This is a genomic window from Nonomuraea sp. H19 (assembly GCF_052068215.1).
In the GTDB taxonomy this organism is placed as follows: Bacteria; Actinomycetota; Actinomycetes; order Streptosporangiales; family Streptosporangiaceae; genus Nonomuraea.
The window spans coordinates 686,594-703,990 of sequence record NZ_JBQHCV010000001.1; the positions used below are offsets into that span (position 1 = coordinate 686,594).

Annotated in this window: 18 protein-coding genes; 4 read left to right on the plus strand and 14 right to left on the minus strand. The window is 70.2% G+C overall.

Annotated features, from left to right (window positions below; all coding sequences use genetic code 11):
* Window positions 1-40 precede the first annotated feature (40 nt).
* The gene (locus tag ACTMTI_RS03150; RefSeq protein WP_441118052.1) at window positions 41-409 is read right to left on the minus strand and encodes an ArsR/SmtB family transcription factor; all 369 of its coding nucleotides are present in this window, start codon (window positions 407-409) and stop codon (window positions 41-43) included.
* Window positions 406-876, minus strand: a complete 471-nt coding sequence (locus tag ACTMTI_RS03155; protein ID WP_441118053.1) for an SRPBCC domain-containing protein — start codon at window positions 874-876, stop codon at window positions 406-408. The genes ACTMTI_RS03150 and ACTMTI_RS03155 overlap by 4 nt, the downstream gene beginning before the upstream one ends.
* 191 nt (window positions 877-1,067) lie before the next feature.
* On the opposite strand from ACTMTI_RS03155, the gene ACTMTI_RS03160 reads away from it, so the two are divergent.
* Window positions 1,068-2,060 carry an aldo/keto reductase gene (locus ACTMTI_RS03160; RefSeq protein ID WP_441118054.1) on the plus strand — a complete coding sequence of 331 codons (993 nt, stop codon included), beginning with the start codon at window positions 1,068-1,070 and terminating at the stop codon, window positions 2,058-2,060.
* A 464-nt stretch (window positions 2,061-2,524) separates the two neighbouring features.
* Here ACTMTI_RS03160 and ACTMTI_RS03165 read toward each other — a convergent pair whose 3' ends face one another.
* Window positions 2,525-2,704 carry a hypothetical protein gene (locus ACTMTI_RS03165; protein ID WP_441118055.1) on the minus strand — a complete coding sequence of 60 codons (180 nt, stop codon included), beginning with the start codon at window positions 2,702-2,704 and terminating at the stop codon, window positions 2,525-2,527.
* 98 nt (window positions 2,705-2,802) lie between these two features.
* Window positions 2,803-3,420 (minus strand): TetR/AcrR family transcriptional regulator, encoded by a 618-nt coding sequence (locus tag ACTMTI_RS03170; protein ID WP_441118056.1) that lies wholly within the window; start codon window positions 3,418-3,420, stop codon window positions 2,803-2,805.
* Window positions 3,421-3,505: 85 nt separating this feature from the next.
* On the opposite strand from ACTMTI_RS03170, the gene ACTMTI_RS03175 reads away from it, so the two are divergent.
* Complete coding sequence (locus tag ACTMTI_RS03175) at window positions 3,506-4,003, plus strand: HXXEE domain-containing protein (RefSeq protein WP_441118057.1); 498 nt, start codon at window positions 3,506-3,508, stop codon at window positions 4,001-4,003.
* A 43-nt stretch (window positions 4,004-4,046) separates the two neighbouring features.
* Here ACTMTI_RS03175 and ACTMTI_RS03180 read toward each other — a convergent pair whose 3' ends face one another.
* From ACTMTI_RS03180 to ACTMTI_RS03220, 9 genes are all read right to left on the minus strand, one after another.
* Entirely contained in the window at window positions 4,047-4,364 is a 318-nt protein-coding gene (locus tag ACTMTI_RS03180) for a hypothetical protein (protein ID WP_441118058.1), read from the minus strand.
* A 108-nt stretch (window positions 4,365-4,472) separates the two neighbouring features.
* Window positions 4,473-4,928, minus strand: a complete 456-nt coding sequence (locus ACTMTI_RS03185) for an NUDIX hydrolase (RefSeq protein ID WP_441118059.1) — start codon at window positions 4,926-4,928, stop codon at window positions 4,473-4,475.
* 94 nt (window positions 4,929-5,022) lie between these two features.
* Window positions 5,023-6,819 (minus strand): ABC transporter ATP-binding protein, encoded by a 1,797-nt coding sequence (locus ACTMTI_RS03190; RefSeq protein ID WP_441118060.1) that lies wholly within the window; start codon window positions 6,817-6,819, stop codon window positions 5,023-5,025.
* Window positions 6,816-7,313: a TlpA family protein disulfide reductase gene (locus tag ACTMTI_RS03195; protein ID WP_441118061.1), complete on the minus strand. Its 498-nt coding sequence runs from the start codon at window positions 7,311-7,313 to the stop codon at window positions 6,816-6,818. Before ACTMTI_RS03195 ends, ACTMTI_RS03190 begins: the two co-directional genes overlap by 4 nt.
* 14 nt (window positions 7,314-7,327) lie before the next feature.
* Window positions 7,328-7,849 (minus strand): MauE/DoxX family redox-associated membrane protein, encoded by a 522-nt coding sequence (locus ACTMTI_RS03200; RefSeq protein ID WP_441118062.1) that lies wholly within the window; start codon window positions 7,847-7,849, stop codon window positions 7,328-7,330.
* A 60-nt stretch (window positions 7,850-7,909) separates the two neighbouring features.
* Complete coding sequence (locus ACTMTI_RS03205; RefSeq protein ID WP_441118063.1) at window positions 7,910-8,104, minus strand: hypothetical protein; 195 nt, start codon at window positions 8,102-8,104, stop codon at window positions 7,910-7,912.
* Window positions 8,105-8,178: 74 nt separating this feature from the next.
* Window positions 8,179-11,055 carry a BTAD domain-containing putative transcriptional regulator gene (locus ACTMTI_RS03210; protein ID WP_441118064.1) on the minus strand — a complete coding sequence of 959 codons (2,877 nt, stop codon included), beginning with the start codon at window positions 11,053-11,055 and terminating at the stop codon, window positions 8,179-8,181.
* A gap of 9 nt (window positions 11,056-11,064) precedes the next feature.
* Window positions 11,065-11,502 carry a signal peptidase I gene (gene lepB / locus ACTMTI_RS03215; RefSeq protein ID WP_441118065.1) on the minus strand — a complete coding sequence of 146 codons (438 nt, stop codon included), beginning with the start codon at window positions 11,500-11,502 and terminating at the stop codon, window positions 11,065-11,067.
* Between the two features lie 87 nt (window positions 11,503-11,589).
* On the minus strand, window positions 11,590-12,468 hold the full coding sequence (locus ACTMTI_RS03220; protein WP_441118066.1) for an LLM class flavin-dependent oxidoreductase: 879 nt from the start codon (window positions 12,466-12,468) through the stop codon (window positions 11,590-11,592).
* Between the two features lie 307 nt (window positions 12,469-12,775).
* Here ACTMTI_RS03220 and ACTMTI_RS03225 point away from each other — a divergent pair, with 307 nt between their 5' ends.
* Both ACTMTI_RS03225 and ACTMTI_RS03230 read left to right on the plus strand, forming a co-directional pair.
* Window positions 12,776-13,954: an alpha/beta hydrolase family protein gene (locus ACTMTI_RS03225; protein WP_441118067.1), complete on the plus strand. Its 1,179-nt coding sequence runs from the start codon at window positions 12,776-12,778 to the stop codon at window positions 13,952-13,954.
* A 106-nt stretch (window positions 13,955-14,060) separates the two neighbouring features.
* On the plus strand, window positions 14,061-14,282 hold the full coding sequence (locus ACTMTI_RS03230; RefSeq protein ID WP_441118068.1) for a phosphopantetheine-binding protein: 222 nt from the start codon (window positions 14,061-14,063) through the stop codon (window positions 14,280-14,282).
* Between the two features lie 10 nt (window positions 14,283-14,292).
* Here the strand turns inward: ACTMTI_RS03230 and ACTMTI_RS03235 are convergent, their stop codons facing one another.
* The gene (locus ACTMTI_RS03235; RefSeq protein ID WP_441118069.1) at window positions 14,293-17,382 is read right to left on the minus strand and encodes an AfsR/SARP family transcriptional regulator; all 3,090 of its coding nucleotides are present in this window, start codon (window positions 17,380-17,382) and stop codon (window positions 14,293-14,295) included.
* Window positions 17,383-17,397: the final 15 nt, after the last annotated feature.

Below are 17,397 nucleotides of genomic sequence, written 5' to 3' on the forward strand. Positions count from 1 at the left end.
GTGATGACGCCCTCGATGCCGCGCATCGAGGGCGTCATCGTCAATCCTGTGGCGCCACCTCGGCGGCCGCGCCGCTTTGTGCCTCGCGGTGGGCGGATTCGGAGATGTGTTTGATCCTTTGCAGCCGTGCGTCCCATCGAGCCGCGACGTCCGCCATCGCCCGGACGGCCTCGTCCAGGCGTTGCGGGCGGATGGTGTAGCGGACTTCGCGGCCGTCCCGCCGTGCTTCGACGAGCCCGGCGCGGTCGAGGACCGCGAGGTGCTTGGCGACCGCCTGGCGGGTGAAGGGCAGTTCGGCGGCGAGGGCGGTGGGTGTCGCCTCGCCGAGGGCGAGTAGGACGTCAAGAAGCCGGCGACGGCTCGGTTCGGTGACCGCCGCCAGGAGCTCCTCGTCATCGAAGTCCGTCACTGCGCTGATGCCCGGTCCTTCGCAGAAGCGTACGCCGTCAGGTCGGCGAGGTGCTTTTTCCAGCCGTTGATGTGCTCCTGGGCGTAGGTGGCCTGCTGCTCCTCGGTCCAGTCCATTTCGCTGAGGCCGCTCTCGGTCACCCGCAACCGCGTGCCCTCGCCCTCCTGGGCGAACGTGAACTCCACGAGCACGGAATTGCCCGCACGCGGCTGAGCACCGTCCGGGTAGGCCCAGCGGAAGGAGAACCGGTGCGGCGGCTCGACGGCCACCACGGTGATATCGGCGGTGGCCGGCCTGACGGTTGCCCGGCCGGCCCAGGTGAGCGTGCCCTTGCCGCCCTCGCGCACGTCGATTTCCGCGGCGTCGGTGAACCAACTGCTGAGCTGGCCAGGCTCTGTCACCGCACCCCAGACCACCTCGACCGGCGCCTCGATCAGGATTTCTCGTTCGATGCTCGGAATCATCATGGCGATTCTCCCATCTAAAATGCAACCTTTGGTTGCGTGTTCACGCTAGCAAGCGACTCCACCGATGCGCAACCTCTGGTTGCTTATCTCGATGGCGGGCGATCAAGCGGCGACAATGCGCTCTTGACCTGGAGTTCACTCCAGGTGACAGGGTTTTCTCGAGGGTTCACTGGAGTCAGGGAGTGTGCGATATGAGTACTTCGTTCCGGACCTTGGGGCGTAGCGGCCTGCAGGTGAGTGCGATCGGGTTCGGGGCCTGGGCGATCGGGGGACCCTTCATGGCCCGTGGCAAGCCGGCCGGATGGGGGCAGGTGGACGACGAGGAGTCGGTGGCGGCCGTGCATCGGGCGCTCGACCTGGGGGTCACCTTCTTCGACACCGCCGACGTGTACGGCACCGGACACAGCGAGCGGGTGCTCAGCAGGGCGCTGTCCGGACGGTGGGACGAGGTCGTTATCGCGACCAAGTTCGGCCTCACCTTCGACGCGGCGACGCGGACCCTCACCGGCCAGGACGTCTCGCCCGGATACATCCGGCAGGCGTGCCGGGCGTCGCTGGAACGGCTGGGCACCGATCACATCGACCTTTACCAGCTGCACGTCGGGGACGCCCCGCTGGAGCGCGTGGACGAGCTGATCGCCACGCTGGAGGAACTCGTCGACGAAGGTCTGATCCGGGCCTACGGCTGGAGCACCGACGATCCCGAACGGGCGGCCGCGTTCGCGAAGGGGCCGCACTGCGCCGCTGTGCAGCACAACCTCAACGTCCTGCACGACGCCCCGGCGATGCTGACGGTGTGCGACACCCACGAGCTCGCCTCCGTCAACCGGGGGCCGCTGGCGATGGGGCTGCTGTCCGGCAAGTACGGCCCGGAGTCGCGGCTGCCGATGGACGACGTACGCGGCGATTCCCCGCAGTGGATGACCTTCTTCAGGGACGGCCGGCCCGCCCCGGAGTTCCTGGCCATGCTGGACGCGATCCGCGACATCCTGACCTCTGGCGGCCGTACCCTCGCCCAGGGCGCCCTCGGCTGGCTGCTGGCCCGCAGCGGGCGCACGGTGCCGATCCCCGGCATCAGGACGCCCGGCCAGGCTGAGCAGAACGCCGGCGCGCTGCGGCACGGGCCACTGGACCCGGCGCAACTGGCGCAGATCGATGAGGTGCTGGAGCGCCAGGTCAACTGAGGGATCCCCTGCTGCACCGACTCCCGACGACCGCGCCGACCGGTCGGGGTCCGCTCCGTGAGCGTACGTCGCCGGTTGCTCCTGGCCGGCGGGAAGACCGCACCGCTCGTCGCGCTCCGTGAGACTGGGCCGGCCCTGCTCACGTGGGCGGTGCGGTTTCCAGAGACAGCAGGAGGGTCTTCAGGGCCGCCGCGACCGATTCGCGCTGGCGACTGCCGAGGGGTTGCAGGAACGCCAGGTCGGTGGCGAGCACGGCGTCGAGGGCCTGCTTGGCGAGTACCGCGAAGATCGGGTGAACACCGCCCTGGCCGCGTTGCCCCTCTAGACCGCAAATCGGCCGGCTCTTGGCGAGTCAGTCCGAAGCTGCAGTCGTTCGTCTTCGCCGCCGTGCTCCGTACAAAGGGCGCGGCGGCGACGGCGCCGACTCCGAGGGCTGTGGAAATCTAGCGTGGCGCGGACAGTCGTCAGCGCTCGGGCGGGGGATCGGCGGCGGCTGACGGCGCACTCGACGCCCTCTTCTGCACCCGCTCCCGGCCCTCGGCCGCCCTCGCACGCCCTTCGGATCGCATCAGTTTGACGACGCCGAAGACGAACGCCCCGCCTACCACGAGGGGAGGTACGAGGGCGGACACGATCTCGAACATGACATTCCCTTTCGCGGTGCCCAAAAGATCAGAACCAGCGCCGAGCTGTACCGCCGCCCTCCTGCCGCGTTCTGCTCAAGGTAAAAGGTTACCGGCCGTTACTCGTGGCAGCGCAGATACCGCGTCACCATCGTGACGATCTCCCGCTCCAGCTCCGCCGCGTCGAGGTATGGAAGATTTCCGATGAAACGGTGGATGAGCGACTCAATCGTGGCCACGACGAATCGGGCCTGGCGGCCGGGTTCGGTCAGTGTGAGGTCCGGGTCAGCGCGCAGGAGCCACTCAACGGCCGCCGCTGCCTCGTTCTCGGCCTGGTGGAAGCGGGACAGCAACTCCGGCGGTCTCGGGGCCTGCTCGAACAGCACCCGGTGCAGGCGCGGATCGTCGGCGTGGATCCGCACGAGCGCCCGGGTCAGCTCCGGAAGCCAGTCGGCGAGGGGACGCGGCTCGGCCAGTATGGCGGTCACCGTCTGGGTCATCTGCTCCAGATGCGCGCGCACCAGTACGACCAGGATCGCGTCCTTGTTCGGGAAGTACTGGTACAGCGAGCCGATGGACAGCCCGGCCTCCTCGGCGATGCGGTCGGTCGTTCCTGAGGCGTAGCCGTGCTGGGCGAAAACACGAGCCGCTGCCTCTTCAATGCGACGGCGGGTTTGCCAGGCGCGCTGTTGCCGGGGCGTCTTCCTGGGGCGATAAGGCGAGCGGGCAGGGGGCATCGACCGCCTCCAGATGCGAGTACAAAACGCGAGGGATTCCTCATATTCTAGCCGCTCACTCCGAAGAACCCCCTGGAGGTATGCCATGCCCGTGCCCGCCGCCGCGCAAAGCGGCTCGCGCCACAGCTCCCCGATCGCCGGAGAGCTGCCCTTCCTGCTGCCGTTCGTGGTCTACGTCCTGCACACAGTGGAGGAGCTGCCAGGCTTCGCCGCCTGGGCCGGCCGGCACTTCGGCCCGGAGACCACGAGCATGTTCGCCGCGTACCACATCCCGCTCATGCTCCTGGTGCTGGCCTGTTCCTGGCGTGCCATGCGCCAGGGCAGGTCCGGCCCCTGGGTCGTGCTGGCCACCGCCTTCCAATGGCAGTTCAGCGTCAACGCCCTCTTCCACCTGACCACGTGGATCATCCTGGGCGAGTACTCGCCCGGCGCGGTCACCGCCGCCGTCGTGGCCATCCCGGCGACCGCCTGCTACCTGGCGTGGATCCGGCGCGAGGAGCGGGCGACCGGTCGGGAGATCGCCCTCGCGATCGTCCTGGGCACCCTCATCGCGGCCGCAGCGATCGGCTTCCTCTTCCTGTGACCCGGCGGGGAGGGCTGCCCTCCCCGCCGGACAAGCGTGCCGGTCAGGCGCAGTTCCAGCGGATGCCCTGCCACTGGCCGCCCCAGCGCGTCCACTGCCAGGTGCGGGACTGGCCGTCGGCGAGGATCGTGCAACGCGGGTCGGGCCCGCGCCGCTTGACCTGGTAGGAGATCGTGTAGCCGCAGTTGTTGGTGACCCTGACGCTCTGCGTGGCCCGGCCGGTCCAGTGCTCGACCTTGGCGCATCCCGCGGCGGCGGCGCCGGCGGCGGTCGCGCCGGTGGTGACCGCCTGCGCGGGGGCCGCGCTGAGGGCGCCGAGCGAAAGGGCGCCGGCGACGATGGCGGTGCTGAGCTTGACCATCTGTTCATGTCTTCCTCCCCGTTTGATCGGTATGAGAGGAAGGTAGGCCGGGGCGCGTTGAGGATCTGTTGAGCATCTGTCAGGCCCTGTTCGCCGCGCTTTGCGGCCCTACCGAAGTGAAGATTTGATCAGTAGCCGGTGCGACTCCAGCAGGCCCTCCGGGAGGTCGTCCGGGGCGCACCAGCGGGCCTCGAGGATCTCTGTCGTGTTCAGCCGCATCGTGCCGCCGCCGGCGTACCCGGCCGCGTAGGCGATCTCGATCCTGAGCTGGAATCCGCTCCTGAGGTGCACCAACTCGCCGACCCGCACCTCCAGCCCGGTCTCCTCCCGGACCTCGCGGACGACCGTCTGCTCGAAGGTCTCGCCCCGCTTGGCGCCGCCCGTCGGCAGGCCCCACGGCCGGTCCTCGGGCCAGAACCGGTGCCGCAGCAGCAGCACGTTCCCGTCCCGGTCGCGGACCACGCCGGTCACCCCGACCATGAACTTGGCCTGGGACAGGTAGAGCAACCGCCACTGCATCGGCCCGCGGATGCCGTGCCAGAGCCGGGCGATCAGCCTCTTCACCGGCGTCCTCCGTGATCGGGTACTGTCAGCCGTTGCCGCTTGCTGGGGAAGGGTACCGGCCGCACGCGTCCCCCTGCCGAGTCCGGGGCAACGCCTAGGCCTCGACGCGGTAGCCGCTGGCCTGGGTTTCGAAAAGCCTGGCGTAGCCGTTGCCCGCGGCGATGAGGTCGTCGTGGGTTCCCTGCTCGACGATCCTCCCGTCGCCGAGCACCACGATGAGGTCGGCGTCCCGTACCGAGCCGAGCCGGTGCGAGACGAGCAGGCTGGTGCGTCCTGCCCGGTGTTCGCGCAGCCGCCGGTGCACCTCGTATTCGGCCTCCGCGTCGAGCCCCGAGCTGGGTTCGTCGAGGATGAGCAGGTCGCGGTGCTCGCGCACCAGGGCGCGGGCCAGGGCCAGCCGTTGCCACTGGCCTCCGGAGAGCACCACTCCCGCATCGTCTTCCGGTCCGAAAAAGATCCGGGTCAGCATCGTGTCGTACCCCTGAGGCAGGGCCCGCAGGATCTGGTCGGCTCCGGACATCTCGGCGGCAGCCTGGATTTTGGTCCGGTCGGACATCGCCTCGAGGTGGCCGACGCCGATGTTCTCCGCCGCGGTGAGGTCGTAGCTCATGTAGTCCTGGAAGAGCACGCCCATCCTGGCGCGCAGCTCGGCAGGGGGTACGTCGCGAATGTCCACGCCGTCCCAGAGGATCGCCCCGCGGGACGGATCGTAGAAGCGGCACAGCAGTTTGATCAGCGTGCTCTTGCCGGCTCCGTTGAGCCCTACCAGGGCGACCGACGCGCCGTGGGGAATCGTCAGGTCAACACCGCGCAGCACCCACGGGTGGCTCTCGTCGTACCGGAACCACACGTCGCGGAGTTCGATGCCGCGCCCGAGGGGCGGCAGCGCGGCCGGCCGGTGAGGCGGTGGGAGGTCGTCGGAGAGCGACATCACCCGCTCGTGATGGTCGAACAGGAACAGCGCGTGCCTGGCGTTGGCCGCGTTCTCCACGGTCGCGATCAGGGCGGCCTGGGTGCCGGCCACGGCGGCGGCGAAGGCCGTGACGTCGCCCAGGGTCAGCCGCCCGGCCAGGGCGGAGTACACCGCCCAGACCAACCCGGTGCCGCTGACCAGGGCGGAGAGAGCGGCCAGTGACGACTGCGTGAGCGCCTCCCGCCGGTCCAGCCGACGCTCGGCCGCCTGCATCGTGGTGAGCTCGCCGATGACCCGGCGCCTGAGGAAGTCGCCGAGCCCGAAGAGCCGGACCTCCTTGGCGGCCTCCACGTCCGTGATCAGTGAGGAGTAGAAGATCTGCCGTCGGGCTGCCGTCGACTGCCCGGCGATCATTTTGGTCCGCCGTTTCTCCAGGGACATCCTGGCGGCGAGGGTGGGCAGCGCCGCAAGGGCCACCAGGCCGGCCATGAGAGGGCTCAACATGGCCAGCGCGCCGAGGAGCCCGGCCAGGGTGATGACGTTGCGGCAGAGGTCGAACAGGCCCGAGGTGATCGGCCCCATCGCGCCGCCCGTGGCCTGCGTGGCCATCCGCAGCTCGTCGAGGAAACCCGGGTCCTCGAACCGTGACAGCCCCTGGAACCCGTTGACCCTCGTGTACAGGCGATCCTGCAGCAACAGATCGAGCCGGCGGTCCGACTCGGCGCGCAGGTATGCCGTGACGTGGGGCAGCACCCCGGCGGCCAGCCCCAGCGCGACGAGTCCGGCGACCGGCCCCAGCACCCGCTCCATGAAGCCCGTCGCCAGCCCGTCGATGAGCAGCTTCGTCACCCACACGGTGCCTGCGGGCAGCAGCCCGGCCACGACGGTGACCGCCAGCTGGGACACCGCCAGCGCAGGTCCCGCCCGCCAGCACAGTAGCCCCAGGGTGGCGGCCCTTCGCAGCCGGTCCGAGGTCATCTCGCCGTCGCCGTGGCGGTGAGTTCGGCGAGCTCCGTGTGCGCGGCCACGACCCTGCCCTCTTGGTCGGCCAGGAGGAAGGTGGGGAACGCCTCCACACCGAGCGTGTGCGTGAGAAGGCCGGCCTCCTCGCCCGTGATCACGCTCGACACGCCGCCGACCACGGCGACGAGGTCGGCGACCTTCGCGCCGTCGCCGGTGATGACCGCCAGGGCGGGCTGCTTTCCCGCCGCGTCGGCGAACTGCGGTGCGCGCTCGTGACACGTGCTGCAGCCGACGTCGAAGAAGCCCACCAGTCGCGCACCCGCAGCGGTCTCGGGCAGCGCCCGGCCGACCAGCACGTGGGGATCGTACGGCATGAGCATCGAGCCTCCGGCGAGGCGCTCCAGCTCAGCGGTGTGCTCGCGGAGCCGGCGGAGCACCCCCAAGGTGAGCACCAGGTTGAACAGGCACAGGAGGCCGACGAACACGACGGCGGCAACCAGGAAAGGCATCAGGCATCCTCACTTCAGACGGTGAACAGCTCCATCAGGTCGTCGAGGCGCACCACGAGCAGGACGCCCACGCCGGCCGCGACGAGTGCGAGGGCGACACCGGCCGGATGCGGCGTGGACGGGCCGGCGGCGATCCAGGCGGTGAGCCCGACGCCGCCGACGCCGGCCAGGACGAGGTTGCGCACCACGTGTATCCGGCCGAGCGGCGTGACGGAAGCGCCGAAACACCGGCACGGCGCCTGCCGCCCTCGGCGCAGGGCGGCGAGAATGCCGCCGGTCAGGACGGCGAGCGTCCCCACAGCGGCCACGAAACCCAGCGGTACGGCCGACGGCAACGCCAGCAGCAGAACCGCCGAAGCCTCAGCGGCCAACAGCGCGTGGGCGGCCGCTACGGACACGCGTCGCGGGAGAACCTCGAGGACCACGATGGAGGTGACGAATTCGTCGAACGCCGCGCGGCCGCGAACCTTCCCCACGAACGCGATCGCGAAGACGGCGGCCAGCAGGGCGCGACACGCGATCATGAGATACAGCAAGTCTCCACCTCGCGCCGGGGTCTGGCGGCGGACGTCCGCCGCCAGACCTGGGTGTCCTACTTAGCCGCCGCAGATTCTGTACGCGTAGCAGGAACCACAGCGGGTCTGGCCGCCGGCGGTGGTGCAGAGCTTGCGGAAGTCGGAGCGCTCCCTGCAGTAGCAGTGGACGTACCACTCGGCGGCTGCCTTCGCGGACGCCTTGGGCACCAGCTTGTCGAGAATCCGGTCGCCGAGCCTGCCGAGAACAGCAGTCATGGAATGGCTCCTTTCGTAGCGATGCGGTCAGCCGGAACCTATGCGGGTGGCATACAGCGCCCCATACAGCCGCGCTATAACTGGGCGGTGAGCAGCCTCTCCAGCACCGGATCGCGCCGCATCGCGGGATCGGCGAAAAGTGCCGCGGCCTTGCCGGCGTCGGCCGCGGCACGCGGATCGCCGAGGGCCGCGCGTGCTCTGGCGAGCTGGCGGATGCCGGCGGCGTGGCCGTACGCGTCGCCGATCTTGGTGGTCAGCTCGAGGACGATGGCAAGGTCGGCCGCGGCCGCGGCCGGTTCGTCCTGTCGCAGATGGATCTCGGACCTGCTGAGCAGGACCTCCCACTGATCCTCCCGGTTGCCGATCTCCTCGCAGCGGACCAGCGCCTCCGTCAGCACCGCCAGTGCCTTCTCCCGCTGGTCGAGCAGGCAGCGGGCGCGGCCGAGCGCGGCCAGCGTGATGCTCTCGCCGTAAAGGTCGCGATCGGCCCGCCGGATGGACAGGCACCGTTCGAAGCGGTCCACCGCCTCGGTGTACCGGCCCAACCGGAGCAGGACTTCACCCAGGTTGTGCGCGACCATCCCCACGCGGTTCGACCCGTGCGCCTCGAGCAACAGCAGGCCCGCGCTGATGTGGTCGAGGGCCCCGTCGAGATCTCCGGTCTGCATGCACAACCAGCCGAGGTTGTGCAGCGCCAGTCCTTCCTCCCCGCGCTCGCCCACGTCACGCCATAGAGTCAGCGCCCGGCGCAGGAGGCCGTGCGCCGCCTCGGCCTGGCCGGACCTCCACTCCACCAGGCCCAGCGTCGACAGCGTGGACGCCTCCGCGGCGCGGTCACCGTCACGCCGCGCGACCTCGATGGCGAGCCGCGCGATGGTCTCGAGCTCCCGCCAGTAGCCGCTCTTCATCGCGATGGCCTTGATCAGGGCCATCAGCTCGGTGACGAAGCCGCCCGGGCCCCCTTTCGCCGCCTGTACGGCCGCCGCCACCAGGCAGGGCAGCTCCGTGTCCAGCCACCGCACGGCCTCGGCGGGATCCCGCAGGTCCACACCGGATTCGCGGGCACCCCCGCCGGCGGACACCAGGTGCGGTTGCAGCAGACCCTGCAACTGCCGGCCGCGGTCGAGGTACCAGTCCAGAGCCCGTCCGACCGCCTCCGTGCGCTCCTTCGGCGCGTCATGGGCGGCGGCCAGCTCCGCGGCGAAGAGCCGCAGCAGGTCGTGCATACGAAACCGGCCGTCGCCGGCCGGCTCGAGCAGCCGCGCCTCGGTGAGCTCGTCGAGCGCGGCCTCTGCCGTCGTCTGGTCGACATCGGTCAGCGCGGCGGTGAGCTCGACGCCGACTTCGGGCACCTCCAGCACGCCGAACGCGCGGAAGGCCGCTTTCGCGTTGCTTGTCAGCGTTCCGTACCCCACCTCGAAGCAGGTTCGCACGCGCAGGTCGGCCGCCTGGAGCTCGTCCAGCCGCCGCTGCGGGCCGCTCAGCCGCTCGCTGAACCGAGCGAGCGGCCAGTCGGGCCGGCCCGCCAGCCGGGCGCCGGCGATGCGCAGCGCCAGCGGATGGTAGCCGCACCAGCGCGCGATCTCCGCGGCCGCTTCCGCCTCGGCCGTCACCCGCTCCGGACTGGCCAGCAACGTCAGCAGGCGCACCGACTCCGCCTCGTCGAGCATGCCGACGGCGATCGGTACGGCGTCCACGGTGGTCAGCGCGGCGCGGCTGGTGACCAGCGCCGCGCAGCCGTTGCCCGCCGGCAGCAACGGCGCCACCTGGGCGGCGCCGACGGCGTTGTCGAGGACGACCAGGACTCGCCGGTCGGCCAGCAGCGACTGGTAGTGGGTGGCCGCCTCCGCCGGTGCCGCCGGGACGTCGCCGGGCGGCACTCCCATCGCGCGCAGGAAACGGCCGAGCACCTCGGCCGGCCCCAACGCCGGCAGGCCGGGCGTGGATCCCTGGAGATCGACGTAGAGCTGCCCGTCGGGATAGCGGTCGGCCATGCCGTGTGCCGCCTTCAGGGCGAGCGCCGACTTTCCCGCACCGCCGGGGCCGTGCAGCGCCACCACGGGTGGGCCCGTCCCGCCGTACAGGATGGTGTGCAGCTGGGCCAGTTCGGCCGAGCGGCCCACGAACACCGTGGGAGCCCGCGGAAGCAGGCGTGGACGCGGGCGCCCGTCATTGACGGGCACGGCCGCGGCGTCACGATCGGCTGTCAGCAGGTCGGTGTCCCTGCGCAGGATCGCCTGGTGCAGCCGGCGCAGGTCCGGCCCGGGATCGATGCCCAGTTCGTCGGCCAGGATCCGGCGGGCGGCGCCGAACGCGTCCAGTGCGCCGACCACGTCACCACTGCGGTAGAGGGCCACCATGAGCTGACCGTGCAGCCGCTCGCGCAGCGGATACTGCGCGATCACCTCGCGCAGCCGCGTGGCCGCCGTCGTGTTTCTCCCGAAAGCCAGCTGGATGTCCGCGTGTTCCTCAATCACCCCCAGGTAATGGTCGGTGAGGCGGGCGATCACCTCACGCAGGCTGGGTCCCAGCGGCACGTCCTCCGCCGCCGTCCCCTCCCACAGCGCCAGGGCCCTGGTGAAGGCCTCCTCGGCGGCGCGCAGATCGTGCCGGGCCAGAGCCTGGCGACCCTGCGCGGACAGCGCCTCGAACTCGAAGAGGTCCAACTCCTCCGGTCCGACCCGCAGCAGGTAGCCGACGTCCGAGGTGACCAGCCGCTCCTCGTCCGGTAACAGCCTGCGCAGCTGCATGAGGTAGGTGCGCAGGTTCGCCACCGCGGAGCGGGGTGGCCGCTCGTCCCACACCTCCGCCACCAATGACCTGATCGGGACGACGTGACCCGCCCGGGTCAGCAGCATGGCGAGCACGGTGCGTTGCTTGGGCGCCGTGATTCTGACCGGCGATCCGTCGAGCTGGATCCGCATCGGGCCGAGTAGTCGAAACCGCACCATGTACCGGCTTTACAGCGGTGGCCCGCCCAACCGGCGCAGCGCGACGCCGAGCAAGCGGTCGGCGTCGAAGAACCCGCGTTGCCGGGAGTCGACGCTGTCGGCGTTGTCACCCAGGACGACCAGCGCGCCGGGGGGCACCCGGGTGACACTGTCGTCGATCCCCGGCGGCACCGGGTCTCCGGGTAACGCGACGGCACGCTTGATGTTCCACTGCCGGCCGTCCGGGCCCCCGGGTCCGAGCTCCACGGGAGTCAGCGGCGGCTCGAGCACGACCACGTCTCCCGTGCTGACCTGGTCGATCCGGAGCCTGCGCACCAGGACCCGATCGCCGTCGGACAGCGTCGGGGCCATGCTCGTCCCCTCGACCGTGACCACCACGTAGCGTCCTCGCGCCCACAGGGCGGCCGCCATCGCCGCCAGTAAGACCCCACCGATGATCAGCTTCATCGCGCTCTTTCCCCGGTCGGCCCCGCAAGGGGCGAGTCTTTCCCGCGAAACGATCTCCGTTGGGACGCCGGCCTGTCAAGGCGCCGGCTAGCCGACGGGGCCCAGCTCCGCGCGTACCGCAGGCACGACTTCCGCAGCGAAGCGGGCGATCTGCCGCGCATGGTCGGCGTCCGGCCAGTAAACGAAGCCGTTCATGCCGTAGTCGCGTACGACCGACACGATCTGCTCGACCCACTGGCTCACCGATCCCCGGAACGGGTCGGTGGACTCAGGGCCGATGAGGCCGTTGAGGTTGTAGACCTTGCGGAGGCCCGCGGGGTCCCGCCCGGCCTCCCGGGCGGCGTCGTCGAACCGGGCCACGGCATCACCCAGCCGGTCCAGGCCCAGAAAGTTGTACGAGGGCAGCCACCCGTCCGTCTTGGCGGCGGCCAGCGCGAGCATGCGGGGACCATAGGCGCCCAGCCAGATGCCGAGGCCGGGGGAGGGGGAAGGACCGGGGTCGGCGCCGGAGATGTGGTAGTGCGTGCCCTCGAACCGGACGGCGCGCTCGCCGCTCCACATCAGGCGGATGACCTCGATCGCCTCCTCCAGCGCGGTCACCGCCTCCTTGGCGCTTCGGCGCGGTCCTCCCATCGCGGCGATCGCGTCCCATAGGGCGCCCGCCCCGAGGCCGAGCTGAACCCGCCCGCCGGTGAGCACGTCCAGCGTGGCGGCCGACTTCGCCAGCATGGCCGGGGGCCGCAGCGGAAGGTTGGCGACCGTGGGCACGAAGGTCACCCGCTGGGTCGCGCTCGCGAGGTGACTGATCAGCGTCCACGCGTCGTAGAACGCGGGCTCGTACGGGTGATCCTGGATGGTGACCAGGTCCAGACCGGCCAGCTCCACCTGCCGGGTCAGCCGCAGGGGGGATTGCGGGTCGGCCCAGATGGGATCCACGTTCGCGCCGAACAGCACGGGCAAGACCATGAGGCTCAGTGTACCCAACGCCCGCCCGTAAGATCATGAAATTTCTCTCCCAGGCACCCGATGAGCCATGACGACCGGCTACAGCCGACTATGCGCGGCTCTCCTTCCTTTCAACGTGCTGCACCTCTTCTGGGGCCTTGTCCGTCGAGGGACGCCGCGACGACACTGATCATGGCGGCCGGGCGGAGCGGTGCCCGGCGGACGCCGAGTGCCGGGTTCGAGGAGCAGGGCTCGTGCCGCCCGCTCATGGCGCGGCCGCCCGGTGCCGTGACCGGGGGCGCAGGCGTAGTGACGTCGAGGAGGCGTGATGTTGATCGCTTTGACGTTGGTTTCGGCTCTGGTCGCCGGGCTTTTATCCCCGGCGGGCCAGGGGACGGCGCCGGAGCGGTTGGCGGTGCCCGGTGCCGAGCACCTGGTTGCGACCGCGCTGGATGATCTGACCACGGCGGGCACGGTGGCGTCCGGGCACACCGATCCGGCGGACTGGGCCGGGTTGCACGCGTCGAGCACCGTCAACCCGGCGGGTGTTCCGGGTATCCAGCTCGACGGCTATTTTCCGGACACTTCTGCGACGAACACCAATCACGGGTGGAACCACGACGCGCAGTTCGTGATCCGTCTGCCGGACCAGTGGAACGGCGGTCTGATCGTCACCGGGGCGCCGGGCAACCGGGAGCAGTACGCCAACGACTACACGATTTCGGACTACGTGCTGTCGCGGGGGTATGCGTTCGTCGCGACCGACAAAGGCAACACCAGTCCGGAGTTCCACACCGACGGCAGCGGTCCGGGCGATGCGATCGCCGAGTGGAACCAGCGGGTGACGGAGCTCACCGTGGCGGCCAAGGAGGTGATCCGGCAGCGGTACGGCCGGCCGCCGACGCGTACGTTCATGATGGGCATGTCCAACGGGGGCTATTTGGTCCGGTGGCAGCTGGAGAACCGCGGGTGGCTGTATGACGGCGGCGTCGACTACGAGGGGACGCTGTGGAGCGTCCAGGGCGACAATCTGCTGACGTTCCTGCCCCAGGCACTCCGGGCGTACCCCGGCAACCCGGCGGGGGTGCACGCGGCGGGCTTCCCGGAGGGGTCGGAATTCTTGTGGCCTTTCCATTTTGCGAACTTCTGGCAGCTGACGGCGCGGATCTATCAAAAGGAAATGGATCCTTCGTATACGGGGGATCCAGCCGATTACGACTACCATGCGCGCAAGCCGTACGCGGCGGTGGCGAAGGTCGCGCTGACGGGGCGGATCACCAAGCCGTTGATCACGTTGCACGGCACGCTGGACGCCCTGCTGCCGATCTCCAAGGACTCCGACCAGTACGCCAGGATGGTGGGGCCGGATCGGCCGTTCCGGTATTACCGGATCGAGGGTGGCACCCACTTCGACGGTCTGGTGGACAGCCATCCGGGCAGGCTGACGCCCATGGTGCCGGCGGTGCGCGACGCCCTGGTGGAGCTGGAGCAGTGGGTCGGCCGGTGAGCCCGCGCGCGATTCGGTGCGCAGAATTCCGCAAGCCCGGATAAACACGGCCTCCGTCGCCGCCGTATCGTCTCCCCAGAATGTGCCTGCCTTTCGGGAGGACGATGTGCGCACGCACGTCGAGAAGCATGTCACGGAAATCTGGAACGCCGCACTCGGCGGTGCGGCGGGCGCCACATTCGGCGAACTCGGCGGAAAGGCGCTCGCGGCCGTGCGAATGGCGGCCGAAATCGAGAACCGGCTCGGCGTCGCGATCGAGCCGGTCGCCCTGCTGCGTGGCGCCACGCTGGATGCCCTGCTGGAACAGGTCACGGCCAAGGCTAGTTGACCCCTGGCTGCTACGACTCGGCTAAGAGGTCCGCGTACGGTGCGTGGACTTCGCGGCTGGAGGCCGCCTTCAGCTGCTCGCGCAGCGACTCGCCGGCCTGCTCCCCGACCTGCTCGATCAGCTCGCGCACCCGCGACCGAGCCATCGCCGCCGCGTCCTTGTCGACGACCTCGCACAGCATGAGAAGGGTTTCCGCCTCGAGTAACGGAATGCGCATCTGACGGAACAGGGCGGCCGCCTTGTGCAGGCAGTTGGCGGCCTCGGACGCCTGGCCCGCCGCGAGCGCCAGCTCGCCGAGACCGGCCAGGGAGTGCGCCTCCGCGAGCCGGTGGCGCGAGCGCTCGGCCCGGGTGAGCGCCTCGCGCAGCAGCGGCCCCGCCTCCTCCAGCCTGCCCTGCCGCAGCCGGGCCACGCCGAAGCCATGCAAGGCGAACGCCTCTCCGATGGTGTCGCCGATCTCCTGCACGACCGCCAGCGACTCCTCGAACGTACCCGCCGCGATGGCGACCTCGCGCGCCCGCAGGTGGACGTGACCCATCCGGTGCAGCACCTGGGCGGTCACCCGCCGGTTGCCGCCGGACTTGCTGCGTACGAGGGCCTCGGTGAGAAGCATCTTGGCGCCGTCGATGTCGTCGCAGTCGACCCGGATCTGGGCGAGGTTGTGCAGGGTGTGCGCGGCGCCGATCTGGTCGCCGATGGCGGAGAAGATCTTCAGCGCCTGTTCGAGGTGGGTCACCGCCCTGTCCATCTGGCCGTTCATGCGTTCGAGGACGGCGATGTCGCGGGTCGTCCTGGCCGTCTGCAGCTCGTCCCCGACCTCCTGGAAAAGGGAGAGCGCCGCCTCGAAGTCCCCCGCGGCGTCGTCGAAGCGCTGTTCGATCAGTGACAGCGAGCCTCTCGCGTACAGCATCTCGGCCTGGCCGCGCTTGTCCTCGCCGGAGCGTGCGGCCTCCAGGGCGATCTCGTGCGTCTCGCGCCAGTCGTCCAGGTAGACGCGCAGCTCGAAGAAGGCTTCGGCGTTCATCGCCAGCCGCCAGCAGAGCTCCACGAACCCGGCTTGCGCCGCCTGCCTGACGCCGGCGAGCAGGACGTGGCGCTCGCGCTCGAACCAGGCGATCGGCTTGGCGACCAGCCGCTCGACCAGTTCGTCCGGCAGCGGCGAGTCGATCTCGGCCGGTGGGTACGACGTGGGCGGCGGACCGTACTCGCGGCGGCGGGCCGCCATGGTCAGGTGGAGCAGGGCGCTGAGCACTCGGGCCAGCGCGTCGGCGCGCATGGCGGGAGTCTCCTCGGCGGCCAGGCGCTCGCGGGCGTACACGCGGATGAGATCGTGGAAGCGGTACTGGACGCCGACGTGCCGCCCGGTGCCCAGAACCTCGATGAGCTGGGCGTCGGCCAGGTCGTCGAGGAGGTCTTGGACGTCGGCCAGCGGCTGGTCGAGCAGGGCGGCGCTGGTCCAGGCGGAGAAGATGTGGGCGTCGAGTATCGCCAGCCGCCGGAAGAGGCGGCGCGCCGGCTCGCTGATGGCCTCGTAGGTCAGCGACAGGCTGGCCCTGATGCCCATTTCGCCGTGCATGAGCTCGTCCAGCCTGCGGGCCTCGTCCCTGAGCCGCTCCACGAGCTGTTCGACGCCCCAGTGCGGCCGGGCGGCCATGCGGGCGCCGGCGATGCGCAGGGCGAGGGGGAGATGGCCGCACAGCTCGGCGAGCGCGGCGGCGGCCTCGGGCTCGGCCGACACCCGATCCGCCCCCGCGATACGGGAGAGCAGGTCGATCGACTGAGCCAAGTCGAACAGGTCCACGTCCACCTGGGTCGCGCCGGCCAGCCCGCCGAGTCTGCTGCGGCTGGTGACGAGGACGGCGGAGGCGGGGTTGCCCGGCAGCAGCGGCAGCACCTGGCTCTCCGATGCCGCGTCGTCGAGCACGATGAGCATGCGGCGGTCGGCCAGGAGCATGCGGTACATCTCCGCCCGCTCCTCAAGGGTCTCCGGGAGAGCGGTGCCCGGCACGCCCAGTGCCCGCAGGAATCGTTCGAGTACCTGCATCGGGCTCACCGGGCGGGAGACGCCGCCGTGCATGTGGGCGAAGAGCTGCCCGTCGGGGAAGTGGCCGGCCACGCTGTGCGCGGTGTGCACCGCGACGGTGGTCTTGCCGATGCCGGCCCGGCCGGCGATGGCGACGATGGGTACGGCGAAGCGGGCGGCGCCGTCGGGTGGTTCCGTCAGCCTCTTCTTGATCTCGTCGATCTGGCTCTGGCGGCCGATGAAGTCCGCGATGCCGGCGGGCAGCATGCCGGGGACGGAGGAGTGGGTGAGCCGCTGCTCGAGGATGATCTGCGTGGGTGGCGTGGGCGGGGCGAGGCTCTCATCGGCCGTGAGGATGGCCGATTCGAGCTGCTGTAACCGCTCGTTGGGCTCGATCCCCAGCTCTTCGATCATCATGCGCCGCGCGTCGCGGTAGACCTGGAGGGACTCCGCCTGCCGGCCGGAGCGGTAGAGGGCGGTCATGAGCTGGGCGATGAACCGCTCGCGCAGCGGGTGGACGCTGACCAGGCCGGTGAGCTCGCCGACCAGCTCGTGGTGGCGGCCGAGCTCCAGTTCGAGCTCGATGCAGTCCTCGTTGGCGGTGATGCGCTGCTCGGTGAGCTGGCCCGCGATGGCCTGCAGCAGCCTGCTCTCGATGCCGTCGAGTGCGGGGCCGCGCCACAGCCCGAGCGCCTCCCGATAGTGCTGGATGGCCTCGTCGAGGTTGCGGCCGTTGCGGAGCTTGCGCGCCTTGGCCAGGAGGCTCTCGAAAACGCGGGCGTCGATCTTGTCGGGGTCGGCGCGGATCGCGTAGCCCTGTGGCTTGGTCACGATCGTGTTAGGGTCGCCGTGCGCCTCGAACAGCCGCCGCAGCCCCGAGATGCAGATCTGCACCTGGGCGCGCGAAGTGGCCGGGGGCTCGTCGTCGTAGATGGCTTCCATCAGGCGGGACAGCGCGACCGGCCGGTCCGCGTTCAGGAGGAGGGTCGCCAGTGTGATTTGCTGCCGCGTGCCCCCGAGTTCGATAGTTTTTCCACTCTGGGTGACTTCGAGTGCCCCCAGTAGTCGAAACTCCACGCACATCTCCTTGAT